General features: G+C 71.4%; 12 protein-coding genes. 4 read left to right on the plus strand and 8 right to left on the minus strand.

Features of this window, described 5'->3' with window-relative positions; genetic code table 11:
• The first annotated feature begins 43 nt into the window (after positions 1 to 43).
• Both ABZO29_RS18095 and ABZO29_RS18100 read left to right on the plus strand, forming a co-directional pair.
• Complete coding sequence (locus ABZO29_RS18095) at positions 44 to 817, plus strand: hypothetical protein (RefSeq protein WP_367321239.1); 774 nt, start codon at positions 44 to 46, stop codon at positions 815 to 817.
• A 96-nt stretch (positions 818 to 913) separates the two neighbouring features.
• Positions 914 to 1,819, plus strand: coding sequence for a GNAT family N-acetyltransferase (locus tag ABZO29_RS18100; protein ID WP_367321240.1), 906 nt, complete (start codon positions 914 to 916; stop codon positions 1,817 to 1,819).
• A 24-nt stretch (positions 1,820 to 1,843) separates the two neighbouring features.
• Here the strand turns inward: ABZO29_RS18100 and ABZO29_RS18105 are convergent, their stop codons facing one another.
• The 6 genes from ABZO29_RS18105 to ABZO29_RS18130 all read right to left on the minus strand — a co-directional run bounded on the left by ABZO29_RS18105 (position 1,844) and on the right by ABZO29_RS18130 (position 7,868).
• The gene (locus ABZO29_RS18105; protein ID WP_367321241.1) at positions 1,844 to 2,650 is read right to left on the minus strand and encodes a hypothetical protein; all 807 of its coding nucleotides are present in this window, start codon (positions 2,648 to 2,650) and stop codon (positions 1,844 to 1,846) included.
• 119 nt (positions 2,651 to 2,769) lie between these two features.
• A complete protein-coding gene (locus tag ABZO29_RS18110; RefSeq protein ID WP_367321242.1) occupies positions 2,770 to 3,759 on the minus strand; it encodes a malate dehydrogenase in 990 nt (329 codons plus the stop codon).
• A gap of 405 nt (positions 3,760 to 4,164) precedes the next feature.
• Positions 4,165 to 5,403, minus strand: a complete 1,239-nt coding sequence (locus tag ABZO29_RS18115; protein WP_367321243.1) for a DUF2690 domain-containing protein — start codon at positions 5,401 to 5,403, stop codon at positions 4,165 to 4,167.
• A gap of 382 nt (positions 5,404 to 5,785) precedes the next feature.
• Positions 5,786 to 6,256: a helix-turn-helix domain-containing protein gene (locus ABZO29_RS18120; protein WP_367321244.1), complete on the minus strand. Its 471-nt coding sequence runs from the start codon at positions 6,254 to 6,256 to the stop codon at positions 5,786 to 5,788.
• A 285-nt stretch (positions 6,257 to 6,541) separates the two neighbouring features.
• Positions 6,542 to 7,024, minus strand: coding sequence for a DUF3017 domain-containing protein (locus ABZO29_RS18125; protein WP_367321245.1), 483 nt, complete (start codon positions 7,022 to 7,024; stop codon positions 6,542 to 6,544).
• Positions 7,014 to 7,868 carry a bifunctional methylenetetrahydrofolate dehydrogenase/methenyltetrahydrofolate cyclohydrolase gene (locus ABZO29_RS18130; protein WP_367321246.1) on the minus strand — a complete coding sequence of 285 codons (855 nt, stop codon included), beginning with the start codon at positions 7,866 to 7,868 and terminating at the stop codon, positions 7,014 to 7,016. The genes ABZO29_RS18125 and ABZO29_RS18130 overlap by 11 nt, the downstream gene beginning before the upstream one ends.
• Positions 7,869 to 8,113: 245 nt before the next feature.
• Between ABZO29_RS18130 and ABZO29_RS18135 the strand changes: the two genes are divergently transcribed.
• Positions 8,114 to 8,761 (plus strand): RDD family protein, encoded by a 648-nt coding sequence (locus tag ABZO29_RS18135; protein ID WP_367321247.1) that lies wholly within the window; start codon positions 8,114 to 8,116, stop codon positions 8,759 to 8,761.
• A 370-nt stretch (positions 8,762 to 9,131) separates the two neighbouring features.
• On the opposite strand, the gene purH is transcribed toward ABZO29_RS18135, so the two are convergent.
• Together purH and purN are read right to left on the minus strand one after the other, a co-directional pair.
• Positions 9,132 to 10,694: a bifunctional phosphoribosylaminoimidazolecarboxamide formyltransferase/IMP cyclohydrolase gene (purH, locus tag ABZO29_RS18140; RefSeq protein WP_367321248.1), complete on the minus strand. Its 1,563-nt coding sequence runs from the start codon at positions 10,692 to 10,694 to the stop codon at positions 9,132 to 9,134.
• Positions 10,691 to 11,320 (minus strand): phosphoribosylglycinamide formyltransferase, encoded by a 630-nt coding sequence (gene purN / locus ABZO29_RS18145; protein WP_367321249.1) that lies wholly within the window; start codon positions 11,318 to 11,320, stop codon positions 10,691 to 10,693. The genes purH and purN overlap by 4 nt, the downstream gene beginning before the upstream one ends.
• Positions 11,321 to 11,622: 302 nt before the next feature.
• On the opposite strand from purN, the gene ABZO29_RS18150 reads away from it, so the two are divergent.
• A complete protein-coding gene (locus ABZO29_RS18150) occupies positions 11,623 to 12,408 on the plus strand; it encodes a hypothetical protein (protein WP_367321250.1) in 786 nt (261 codons plus the stop codon).
• The last annotated feature ends 2 nt before the right edge of the window (positions 12,409 to 12,410 follow it).

Consider the following 12,410-nt stretch of genomic DNA (forward strand, 5'->3'; position numbering starts at 1 on the left):
GAATCGTACGCTGATGACGTATGCGCACCAGGGAGGTGACGCCATGGCCCGCAGACGACTGCTCTGCGTGACGGCAGGTGCGGCCGCCCTGCTCCTTACCGCTCTCGCCCCCCTCGCCACGGCCGACGACGGTGACGACCTGAGCGCCCAGGAGCTTGCCAAGCAGGCGAAGGACAATCTCCTCAAGGCCGATTCGGTCCGCCTGAAGCTGACGGACCACAGCGCGGGCGTGAACATGAACAGGACGCAGCCGACGTCGATGGATCTGGCCCTGGACCGCGAGGGCAACTGCACCGGCACGATGCGGATGGGCGCGGACGGCGGCAGCGTCGAGATCATCAAGCAGGGCGACGAGGTGTGGATGAAGCCCGACACCGCGTTCTGGAAGTCCCAGGTGCCCGGCAACCAGGGCGCCGCGGTCGCCGAGCTCTTCAAGGGCCGCTACATCCACGGCTCCACGAACGACGCCATGCTCAAGGGCCTGGCCGACACCTGCGATCTGAACAACTTCCAGAAGGACATCGACACCGGCACCGCTCGCGGTACGTCGCTGACGAAGGGCGACAAGACGAAGGTCGACGACACCGACGTGATCCCGCTCACCGGCCGCGAGGACGGCAGGCACGTCACCCTTTACGTCACCTCGGACTCGCCGCACCGCCTGATCCAGGCCACCCAGAGGGGTGCCGGCGCCAACACGACGCTGGCCTTCACGGACTACGACGAGCCGGTCCCCTCGGAGACTCCGCAGGCGAAGGACACGGTGGACGTCAACAAGCTGCAGGAGGAACTGCAGAAGGTCCCGGCGAGCCCCTGACCGGTGCGGTCCGGAACCACGGGCGATCCGGATCCACGGGCGACCGAAGTGCGGACGATGGACGCACGGAAGTCCTTTGACTAAAGTCAAAGGACTATGGAGCCAGTGTCGACGGACCACGTGGCGGCCTTCCGCCGGTTCAACCGCTACTTCACGCGCCGGATCGGGGCGCTCGACGACCACTACCTCGGCCAGGACCGACCGCTCGGCGAGGCCCGGCTGCTGTTCGAGATCGCAGACAACGCGACCGGCGTCTCGCTTCGCGAGCTGCGCGGCCGACTCGGCCTGGACGCGGGCTACTTGAGCCGCATGGCGAAGGCCCTGGAGGCACAGGGCATGGTCCGGCTGAGCGTGCACCCGGGCGACAACCGGCTGCGGATGGTCGAACTGACGCCCGCCGGGCGGGTGGAGCTGAAGGAGCAGAACCGACGGGCCAACGAGCTCGCCGCCGGTCTGCTCGCAGGGCTCGACGAGGGTCAGCGCACACAGTTGGCCGGGGCGATGGCCACCGCCCAGCGCCTGTTGCGCCTCGCTGCCATCACGGTCGCCCTCGTCGACGGCGACTCCGTGGACGCCCGCTCCTGTCTGGACGCGTACGCCGCGGACATCGACGAGCGTTTCCCCGAGGGCTTCGAGCCGTCCGAGCTCGTGGGCCCGCACGAGGTGTCCGGGGAGGCCGGGGCGTTCTTCGTCGCATACGAGGAGGGCCGCCCGGTGGGCTGCGGGGCGCTGCGCCGGCCGGAACCCGGCGTGGGCGAGATCCGGCACGTGTGGGTGCACCCGGACGCCCGGCGACTCGGGCTGGCCCGCCGGCTGCTCGGCGAACTGGAGCGGGAGGCGGTCGCACGCGGCCTGGACGCCGTACGCCTGGACACGCACGAGGCGCTCACCGAGGCGCAGGCGATGTACCGGGCGTGCGGATACACGGAGATCCCCCGCTACGACGACAACGTCCACGCCGCCCACTGGTTCGAGAAACGGCTGTCACGCCCGGCCGTCTGACCGCCGGCCGCCGGCCGCGCACCGTCACGAACACGGACCGCCCGCCGGGCAGAAGGAGGTCACGACGGTGGTGAGCGGTGCGCGGACCAGCTCGGGGGCGAGGGCCGCCGGACCGCTGGAACGGATCGCGTAGAGAGTGCCGTCGGCGGCCCGGAAGCGGTGGTCGACGACCTGGCGGGGGCCGATGTCCTCGTCGTCGTAGCGGTAGGAGAGCTCGGCCCAGGTGGCGCCGGAGCGGCGGTCGAGGACGCGGTAGCCGGGTTGCCGGGAGAAGCCGTAGCCGGGGTCGTTCTCGGCGAGGTCCAGGGACTGGGCCGGGGTCTTCTCGGCGAGGGCGAAGATCTGCAGTTGGCGGCCGTCGCCCGGGGAGTCGTAGTACACCAGCGGGGCCAGCCGGCCCTGCTTCTGTCTGCGGGTCCAGTCCGCGGGGACGTCGAGCGTGTAGCCGAGCGGGTCCTGGGCGCGGCGGTAGGCGGGAGAGGTCTGCGGCGCCGGGGCGGTGACACTGACGCTCGTCGCCGGGGTGGTGCCGGTCCCGGCGGTGGTGCCGCGGGTGAGGTACCAGAATCCGGCTCCGGCGCCCGCGCCGAGCACGGCCGTGAGGGTGAGGGTGATCAGCAGGCGGCGGCCGGTGTGACGGGGTCCGGGCGGGGGCGTGTACGGCGGTGGCGTCCAGGTCGGGGGCAGCGCCCCGCCCACCTGTGTCTCGGCGGAGGCCCACGGCGGCGGGGAGCCCGCACCGTCCGCCGCTCCCCAGGCCGCCTGGCCTCTGTCCTCGCTCGGCTCGTGTTCCGCCCCGGACCCGGAGCTGCAGCCGTACCAGCCAGTCATCCCTGACCCCCTGAATCACCCTTTCCGGGCACTGCTTCGACGATAGGGACGAAAACGGGCCACGGGCCCTGCTCCGGAAGAAACCGGAACAGGGCCCGTGCAGGCTCGTGACAGAACCGTCAGATGAGGCCGAGCGCGCGGACCGCCTCGCGCTCCTCCTCGAGCTCCTTGACGGAGGCGTCGATACGGGCGCGGGAGAACTCGTTGATCTCCAGGCCCTGGACGATCTCGTACTTGCCGTCCTTGGTGGTCACCGGGAAGGAGGAGATGAGCCCCTCCGGAACGCCGTACGAGCCGTCCGACGGGATGCCCATGGAGGCCCAGTCGCCGTCCGCGGTGCCGTTCACCCACGTGTACACGTGGTCGATGGCGGCGTTGGCGGCGGAGGCGGCGGAAGAGGCGCCGCGGGCCTCGATGATGGCCGCACCGCGCTTGGCGACGGTCGGGATGAAGTCCTCGGCCAGCCACTTCTCGTCGTTGACGACCTCGGCCGCGTTCTTGCCGGCGACCGTGGCGTGGAAGATGTCGGGGTACTGGGTGGCGGAGTGGTTGCCCCAGATGGTGAGCCGCTTGATGTCGGCGACCGTCGAGCCGGTCTTCTTGGCGAGCTGGGTCAGCGCGCGGTTGTGGTCGAGGCGGGTCATGGCCGTGAACCGCTCGGCCGGTACGTCGGGCGCGGCGGCCTGCGCGATGAGCGCGTTGGTGTTGGCCGGGTTGCCGACGACGAGGACCTTGATGTCGTCCGCCGCGTGGTCGTTGATCGCCTTGCCCTGCGGCTTGAAGATGCCGCCGTTGGCCTCGAGGAGGTCGCCGCGCTCCATGCCCTTGGTGCGGGGGCGGGCGCCGACGAGGAGGGCGACGTTCGCGCCGTCGAAGGCGACGTTCGGGTCGTCGCTGATGTCGATGCCCTGGAGCAGCGGGAACGCGCAGTCGTCGAGCTCCATGGCGGTGCCCTCGGCGGCCTTGAGCGCGGGGGTGATCTCGAGCAGGCGCAGCTTGACCGGCACGTCCGCGCCGAGCAGCTGGCCGGAGGCGATGCGGAAGAGCAGGGCGTAACCGATCTGGCCGGCCGCGCCGGTGACGGTGACGTTCACGGGAGTGCGGGTCATGGCGTTCTCCGTATGACAGCTGGCGGTGGGGCGTCCCTGCCCCGGTGGGACGTACAAATGATCGATCTCTTGATACCAAGAGATCCATCCAGCGGTCAGGCTATCGCGCATCCGGGATGCCGGACGGCCGGGTCCGTGTGGCCCGTCCCACAGAGGCAGGGCGGCGGCATGAAAACGGCGGCCGCCCGTCCGGGAGAGGGTGACTGAGGCGGCCGCCGGGTGGGGGTACCGGGTTGCCGGACTCCCGTGGGGGTAGGTGTCGCGTGCCCGGGATCGGGAGGAGTATTCCTGCGGGCGCCGGGTTTTGTTTCGCCCCGCCGCCCCTACCCGTCCCGTCCCGTCCCGTCCCCAGGAGCGCTGCCCCCTTCGACCCCGCGACGTCCGCACCGGCGGAGGCGAAGCCCGCTACTTCGTGCAGCCCTGCTGCCCCGACGCGAGTGTCGCGCACGCCGTGGCCTCGCCCGCGTCCTTCACGGCCACCATCGGGGTGTACGCGATGGTGTCCCCGGCCGCGGTGATGCTCCCCGTCTGTTTGGTCGCACCCACCGCAACCTGGACCGCGTCCCCCTGCGCGGCCTGGGTGATCCGTCCCCACGCCGCCCCGCAGGTCTTGCTGTAGCGGACCTCGACGACGGCCGTACCGACGGTCGCCGTCTTCGCCGTGGTCACCAGATCCCCACTGCACCCCATGCTCTCCGCATCCTTGCCGGTGCAGCCGGCCCCGCTGCACTTCACGCCGGCCGGCAAATCGGCAGGAGTGCTGGCGGACGGCGAAGGAGACTTGGAGGCGCCCTCGTTCTTCTTCGCGCCCCCGTTGTTGGTGAAGAAGAAGACCGCCCCGATGACGACCAGCACGCCCACGACGCCCGCGAGGAACATCGTCAGCCGGCGCCGGCCTCCACCGGAGCCGGAGGACCCTCCGGAAGGACCGCCGGGGCGCGAACCCTGAGGCGGTTCGCCGTAGGGACTCGGAGTCGCCGAGGTCGGCGGTGTCGCCGGAGTGGTGGGGCTCCACCCCCCGCCCTCGGCGGCCGCTTCCGCCGTCCGCCCGCCCACGGGCGACGGCCCCTTGTACCCGGCCACCCTCCACGAGTTCTCTCCCGAGGAACCGGAGCCGCCCGAGCTGCCGGAGCCGGCGGAACCCTCGGAGGAAACGACCCCCTCACGGGAGTCCCCCTCGGGCGCCGTCGGCTGCGACGGCACCGTCGGCGCCACGCCCGCCGGGCCCGCGACGCCGGGCGTCACGGTCGCGCTGCCGCCCTTGCGGGCCGTCCGGCCCGGCTTGGCGTTCGCCGGCGGCGCCCCGAACTCCCCGAGCGCGGCGCGCGCCTGGGAGATCCGGATCGCCTCCATGGTCATGTCGTGGCGCATCTCCGAACGGCTCCAGGCCCGCTCGGCCAGCTCCCACATGGTCGTCAGATGGACGGGATTGGTGCCGGTGACCTCGGCCAGGGCGACGATCGCACCCTTGGGTGCGAGCAGCCGGCCGTTGAGATAACGCTCCCAGGACGTCTTGCTGTAGCCCGTGCGGTCGGCCACCGCCGCGACGCTCAGCCCACTGCGGTCCACGAGCCGCCGCAGCTGGCTGGCGAACTCCCTGACCTGCGGATCGAGTTCATCCGGCAACGCCCTCCAACGAGGCATTGAACCCCCCTCTTCCCCCCGGTACGTGCTGGCTGTGCCCCCGCGTGTGACGCCCTCGCCGAGTCCCCGTTCTGACTACCCACAGGGATGCACTCACTGAGGATCTCGGTTCCCGGGATGGGGGCGCACGGGAGCATGAGTGGCTGTGGGCATGCACCGTTGCACGCCGGTCGGTCCACGGTCCAGTGCGCCGTCGGCTTCTCGCCCCCCACCTTACGGACCACTGACGGACCTTCGGGACGTCCCGGACCGTCCCGGTTGGACACATTAGCCCTGATGTAGACCCGACTTGCCGCGTATCCCCGAACTTGTCGACACATCGACACATCGGACACACATGCGTGACCCCGTACGCCACAGGGGCACACGCCGGGCCCTTTGGTCACCCGAAGGCGACGGCACCGACGACGGCCAGGACGAGCACGCCGGCGAGGAGTGCGACCGCGTACAGCAGGAGCCGTCCCGCCGGTGGCCGGGGCGGTGGCGGCGGTTCCTCCTCCAGCCGCTCCCACCACGGGACCGTGGGATCGTCCTGGTACTCCTCCACCCCGTCCTCCGGCTCCGGCCCTGCCGCCGGGCGGGGCCAGGCCTCGACGGCCAGTTCCCAGCGCACGACGAGGCGTTCGGCCTCCGGGCCCGCCAGGCCCGCGACCCGGCACAGGGCGGCGACGGCCTGCCGGGGCGGGGGCTGTACCGCGTTGAGATAGCGCTGCCAGGAGGACTTGCTGTACGCGGTGCGCGCGCCGAGCGCGGCCAGGCTGAGCCCGGTGCGGTCCTTCAGGAGCCGCAACTGTTCCACGAAGTGCCGCACTTCCGGCGGCAGCCCGTCCGGGATCGGCTGCCAGCCGCCCATCACACACCTCCGGCGTTCCCGCGCTGCTCGCGCTCCGCGCGAGGTCACTTCACCCGATCCGATCGGACTCGATCCGATCCGATCCGATCAAGTGACGACTCGGGACGGCCAATCGGTTCCCGGTCCGGCCGCTGCGGCAGGGCGCGGACACCGTAGCGGAACGGTCACTTCCATGCCACAGCAGGCTGACAGCCGTTGAACAGGCCCTTCATGGTGCGGGAGCGTGGATCCCGGCGGCGGTCCGTCCTTGCTCGGGGGAGAGGGCGGGCCGCCGTACGGCGTCGATCAGCTGCTCACCGTGAAGTGCAGCGTGTCCTTGAGGAACGGGATCTGCAGCCACGGGTCCGGCTGCGCCATCATCGCCAGCAGGACGATCGACAGGCCGAGCACGCCGTACGTGACGATGTCCGTGAAGCGGGAGCGTACGGCGAGCATGCCGACGCCGGGGAGCAGCCAGCGCATGACGGCGCCGGCGAGCAGCGCGACGCCGACCACCATCGTGCCGACCCGGAACAGATCGAACGCGGTCAGCAGCAGGCCGAGCCCCACCGCGGACAGCACGGCGAGCATCGGCCACTGCCGGGCGGGCGCGGGTGCGGCGCCGGACGCGGCCCGGCCGCCGCCCTCGGGACGCGCCGTGTCCCTCGTGAACAGGGGGAAGCGGCGGGTCGTGCGCCGCGGGTGCCCCTCGGCGTCGGGCGCGCTGATCGGGTCGCGTACCTCGAACTCGTCCGTCTTCTCCTCCGGGGGAGTCGCGTCAGCCGACACTGCGCTCCGCCGCCTCGACCACGTTGACGAGCAACTGGGCGCGGGTCATCGGGCCGACACCGCCCGGGTTCGGGGAGATCCAGCCGGCCACCTCGGCGACGTCCGGGTGCACGTCACCGACGATCCTGCCCTCGGCGCTGCGCGAGACGCCGACGTCGAGGACAGCCGCGCCCGGCTTCACGTCCTCGGCCCGGATCAGGTGCGCCGAACCGGCCGCGGCGATGATGATGTCCGCCCGCTTCAGGTGCGCCGACAGGTCGCGGGTGCCCGTGTGGCACTGGGTCACCGTCGCGTTCTCGCTGCGCCGCGTCAGCAGCAGCGGCATCGGACGCCCGATGGTCACGCCACGGCCGACGACCACGACCTCGGCGCCCTTGATCTCCACGCCGTAGCGGCGGAGGAGGGTGAGGACGCCGTTCGGGGTGCAGGGCAGCGGGGCCGGCTCGTTCAGGACCAGGCGCCCGAGGTTCATCGGGTGCAGGCCGTCGGCGTCCTTGCCCGGGTCCATCAGCTCGAGGATGCGGTTCTCGTCGATGCCCTTCGGCAGCGGCAGCTGGACGATGTAGCCGGTGCAGGCCGGGTCCTCGTTCAGCTCGCGTACGACCGCCTCGATCTCCTCCTGCGTTGCCGTGCCCGGCAGTTCGCGCTGGATGGAGGCGATACCGACCTCGGCGCAGTCACGGTGCTTGCCGGCGACGTACTTCTGGCTGCCGGGGTCGTCCCCGACGAGGATCGTGCCGAGTCCGGGCGTGACGCCCTTCTCCTTCAGCGCCGCCACGCGGGCGGTCAGATCGGACTTGATCGCGGCTGCGGTGGCCTTGCCATCGAGAATCTGGGCGGTCATGACCCCATCCTCCCGGATGACCGCCTCCCGGTTCCAATCCGGGTGCGGCCGTCGTGTGCGTTCATGATCGGTGATGTTGCACTTGCACAAACATTGCTGAATGCGGCTGGACAAGTCGGTCACGGTGAAGAACGATGAACGGCGCAGTATCGCGGTTGGTGTTCGGGGGGCAAACCGCTTCAACTCGTGACGTTCCTCCGCGCAGCCCGCATCGTCCCCGCATGTGCAAACGGAGGAAATCCGCCATGAGTTTCGGCTCGCCCAACAACCCCTACGGCCAGCCGCAGAACCCGCAGCAGGGCCAGCCCGGCTACCCGCAGCAGGGGCAGCAGCCCGGCTACGGCTACCCCCAGCAGGGCCAGCCCGGCTACGGCTACCCGCAGGCACCGCAGGGGGGCATCCCGCCGCAGGGTTACCCGCAGCCGGGGCAGCAGCCCGGCTACGCCTACCCCCAGCAGGGCCAGCCCGGCTACGGCTACCCGCAGCAGCCCGGCTACGGCGGGCAGCCGCCGTACGCGAACTGGGGTCAGCGCTTCCTGGCCACCCTGGTGGACGGCCTCGTCATCCTCGTCCCCTACATCCTGATCATCGTCGGGCGGAGGATACCGGTGCTGGCGCTGATCGGCGGCCTCGCCGTGCTCGGCGTCGCGATCTGGATGCTGATCCAGGAGGGCCGCACCGGCCAGACGCCCGGCAAGAAGGCGCTCGGCATCCGCCTGGTGCGCGAGAGCGACGGGCAGCCGCTCGGCGTCGGCATGGCCTTCGTCCGCCGGCTGGCGCACTTCCTGGACAGCCTCCCCTGCTACCTCGGCTGGCTGTGGCCGGCCTGGGACGCCAAGAAGCAGACGTTCGCCGACAAGGTGTGCTCGTCGATCGTGATCCGCACGCACTGAGCGTGGTTTGACGACCGCGGGCGCCGACGTCCGACGACGTCTTCGCGCCACTCACCGTCAAGGGCCGTGTCTCACCCGCACGAGGGGGACACGGCCCTGGTGCGTCGCCCCGGTCTGACGCGGGCAGCTGTCAGGCACGGGAGACGCACCCAGGACGACAAGGACAGGCGGCGGGACGAACGGCGGCAACAGCGGTTCGTCCGGGTCCGGTTCCGCGGCGGAGGGGCGGTGCACCCGCCGCGTACGGCGGCTGCAACGCGGGCGGCGTCAGCTACCAAGGTGGCCGTAGGGGCCGCGCCACTCACAACCGCCCGTACGCGGAACGAACCGCGTACGGGCGGAGAGGCAATCCGTCGTAGGGGCTGAGGGGTCAGTGGAAGAAGTGCCGCGTCCCCGTGAAGTACATCGTCACGCCCGCCTTCTTCGCCGCCTCGACCACCAGCTCGTCGCGGACCGAACCGCCGGGCTGGACCACGGCCTTGACGCCGGCCTCCGTCAGGATCTCCAGGCCGTCGGGGAACGGGAAGAACGCGTCCGACGCGGCGTACGAACCGGCGGCCCGCTCGGCGCCCGCCCGTTCCACCGCGAGCTTCGCGGAGTCGACGCGGTTGACCTGGCCCATGCCCACGCCGACCGAGGCGCCGTCCTTGGCGAGGAGGATGGCGTTGGACTTCACCGCGCGGCACGCCTTCCAGGCGAAGGCCAGCTCGGCGAGTTCGGCCTCGCTCAGCGCCTCACCCGTCGCCAGCGTCCAGTTGGCCGGGTCGTCGCCGTCCGCCTGGAGGCGGTCCGTGACCTGCAGGAGCGCGCCGCCGTCGATGGGCTTGACCTCGACGGGGTTCGACGGGGCCGCGGGAGCCTTCAGCACGCGGATGTTCTTCTTCTTCGTGAGGGCCTCCAGCGCGCCCTCCTCGTAGTCCGGGGCCACGATGACCTCGGTGAAGATCTCCGCGACCTGCTCGGCCATCTCCTTCGACACCGGCCGGTTGACCGCGATCACGCCGCCGAACGCCGACAGCGGGTCACAGGCGTGCGCCTTGCGGTGGGCCTCGGCGACGTCCGCGCCGGTCGCGATGCCGCAGGGGTTGGCGTGCTTGATGATCGCGACGGCCGGCTCGTCGTGGTCGTACGCGGCACGGCGGGCGGCGTCCGTGTCCGTGTAGTTGTTGTACGACATCTCTTTGCCGTGCAGCTGCTCGGCCTCGGCGAGGCCGCCCGTGCCCGATACGTACAGGGCCGCCGGCTGGTGCGGGTTCTCGCCGTAGCGCAGGGTGTGCGCGCGGTCCCACGTGGCGCCCAGGAAGTCCGGGAACTGAGAGGCGTCCACAGGGGCGTAGGACGATGCGAACCAGCTCGCCACCGCCACGTCGTACGCCGCCGTGTGCTGGAAGGCCTCCGCGGCCAGGCGCTTGCGGGTGGTCAGGTCGAAGCCGCCGCTCCGCACCGCGTCCAGGACGTCGGCGTACCGGGCGGGGCTCGTCACGACCGCCACCGACGGGTGGTTCTTCGCGGCCGCGCGCACCATCGACGGGCCGCCGATGTCGATCTGCTCCACGCACTCGTCGGGGGTGGCGCCGGAGGCGACGGTCTCGCGGAAGGGGTACAGGTTGACGACGACCAGGTCGAACGGCTCGACGCCCAGCTCCTGCAGCTGCCGCCGGTGGTCCTCGAGGCGCAGGTCGGCGAGGATGCCGGCGTGGACCTTGGGGTGCAGGGTCTTGACGCGGCCGTCCAGGCACTCGGGGAAGCCGGTGAGCTCCTCGACCTTGGTGACGGGGACGCCGGCCGCGGCGATCCTCGCGGCCGTGGAACCGGTGGAGACGAGTTCGACGCCCGCCTCGTTCAGGCCACGGGCCAGCTCCTCGAGCCCGGTCTTGTCGTAGACGCTGACGAGCGCCCGGCGAATCGGCCGCTTGTTGCTCTCGGCGGTCACTGGATAACTACCTTTCGTCCCTCAATGCGATGGCCGTGGCGGGCGAGCCGCCCCACGACCTCGACGAGCAGCCTTCGCTCGACTTCCTTGATGCGCTCGTGCAGAGCGCTCTCGTCGTCCTCGTCCCGGACCTCGACCACGCCCTGAGCGATGATCGGCCCGGTGTCGACGCCGTCGTCGACGAAGTGGACGGTGCAGCCGGTGACCTTGGCGCCGTACGCGAGGGCGTCGCGAACGCCGTGTGCGCCGGGAAAACTCGGGAGGAGGGCGGGGTGGGTGTTGACGAACCGCCCGCCGAAGCGGGCCAGGAACTCCTTGCCCACGATCTTCATGAACCCGGCGGAGACGACGAAGTCGGGCTCGTACCCGGCGACGGCCTCGGTGAGGGCCGCGTCCCACTCCTCCCGGGTGTCGTAGTCCTTCACCTTCCGCACGAAGGTCGGCAGCCCGGCGCGCTCGGCGCGGGCGAGCCCCTCGATACCGTCACGGTCGGCGCCGACGGCCACGACCTCGGCTCCGTAGGCCTCGGCGCCGGTGGTGGCGATCTCGTCGAGGAGCGCCTGCAGGTTCGTACCGGATCCGGAGACCAGCACGACGAGGCGCTTGGCCACGGGCTTGGCGGCCACGGTGGGGCCCTTTCTCGGGGGAAGCGTCTGTCTGCGGTCGACCGCGTCCGTACGGCACCTGCTTGTATGTTCGTACGAATGCTTCGCGCCCCCGGATACGGGGAAGCCTACGAACCGGCCGACCGTCAGCAACGATACCGGCACACGGGGCGGCCCCCACGGGACGGGGGCGTGGCCGGAAGGTAGCGTCTGGGACGAGCAGGCTCGGGAACGCGGTCGGTGTGCGGTGCGTTCACGAAGCGACAGCCCAAGCCAGATCGAGCCAGACCAGTTGTCACCACCAAGGGGAAGACGCTCACTTGATGCCGGACCGCAGCCCGCGACTCCTCACGCTCCCCCCGCAGTCGGCGCCGGGAGGGGTGCGCAGCGGCGTGCTGCTGCGGGAGCGCCCCACCTCACCGCCCGACGCGCCCTCGGGCAAGAAGAACGGCGACGAGCAGGAGAGCGGAGGACCGGTCCAGGAGGACAACCCCTTCGCCCCGCCGCCGGAGGGCACCCCGGACCGCCCCTGGCAGCCCCGGCACCGAGCGCCCGGTGAGAACGGCGGAGGGGGCGAGGGCGACGACCAATCCCCCTGGGGCACCCAGTGGAGCGACCGTCAGCCCGGCCGTTCCCCCGGCGGGTTCGGCGAGCGCCCCGGCAGCGGCAGCCCCGAGGGCCCCGGCGGCACCCCCAGCACCGGCAACCTGCGCTGGGACCCCTCGGACCCGGCCCAGCGGCGCGCCCGGTATGCGCTGCTCAGCGGCATGTGGGCGTTCTTCTTCGCCCTCTTCAGCTGGCCCTACGTGGCCCTGCTGCTCGGCGCCCTCGCCCTCTACTGGGGCATCAGCTCCCTGCGCGCCAAGCCCCGCACCCCGGACCCGAACACCCCTGCCCCCGACAGCGGCCGTCCGCAGACCACGGCCGCGATCAGCGGCCTGGTCACGGCGTCCCTGGCGATCGCCCTGGTCGCCGCGGGCTTCGCCGCGCAGATGGTGTACCAGGACTACTACACGTGCACCAGCGACGCGCTGACGAACGAGGCGAAGCAGGCGTGCAGCGACCTCCTGCCCAAGGAGCTGCGGGGGATCCTGGGGACCGAGGGCTGACG

Origin of the sequence: Streptomyces sp. HUAS ZL42, assembly GCF_040782645.1 — a bacterium.
GTDB lineage: Bacteria > Actinomycetota > Actinomycetes > Streptomycetales > Streptomycetaceae > Streptomyces.

Coding starts and splice junctions, on each gene's coding strand:
- ABZO29_RS18095 (WP_367321239.1), top strand. CDS start 44: ATGGCCCGCAGACGACTGCTCTGCGTGACGGCAGGTGCGGCCGCCCTG.
- ABZO29_RS18115 (WP_367321243.1), bottom strand. CDS start 5,403: ATGCCTCGTTGGAGGGCGTTGCCGGATGAACTCGATCCGCAGGTCAGG.
- ABZO29_RS18100 (WP_367321240.1), top strand. CDS start 914: ATGGAGCCAGTGTCGACGGACCACGTGGCGGCCTTCCGCCGGTTCAAC.
- ABZO29_RS18105 (WP_367321241.1), bottom strand. CDS start 2,650: ATGACTGGCTGGTACGGCTGCAGCTCCGGGTCCGGGGCGGAACACGAG.
- ABZO29_RS18135 (WP_367321247.1), top strand. CDS start 8,114: ATGAGTTTCGGCTCGCCCAACAACCCCTACGGCCAGCCGCAGAACCCG.
- ABZO29_RS18110 (WP_367321242.1), bottom strand. CDS start 3,759: ATGACCCGCACTCCCGTGAACGTCACCGTCACCGGCGCGGCCGGCCAG.
- ABZO29_RS18150 (WP_367321250.1), top strand. CDS start 11,623: ATGCCGGACCGCAGCCCGCGACTCCTCACGCTCCCCCCGCAGTCGGCG.
- ABZO29_RS18120 (WP_367321244.1), bottom strand. CDS start 6,256: ATGGGCGGCTGGCAGCCGATCCCGGACGGGCTGCCGCCGGAAGTGCGG.
- ABZO29_RS18130 (WP_367321246.1), bottom strand. CDS start 7,868: ATGACCGCCCAGATTCTCGATGGCAAGGCCACCGCAGCCGCGATCAAG.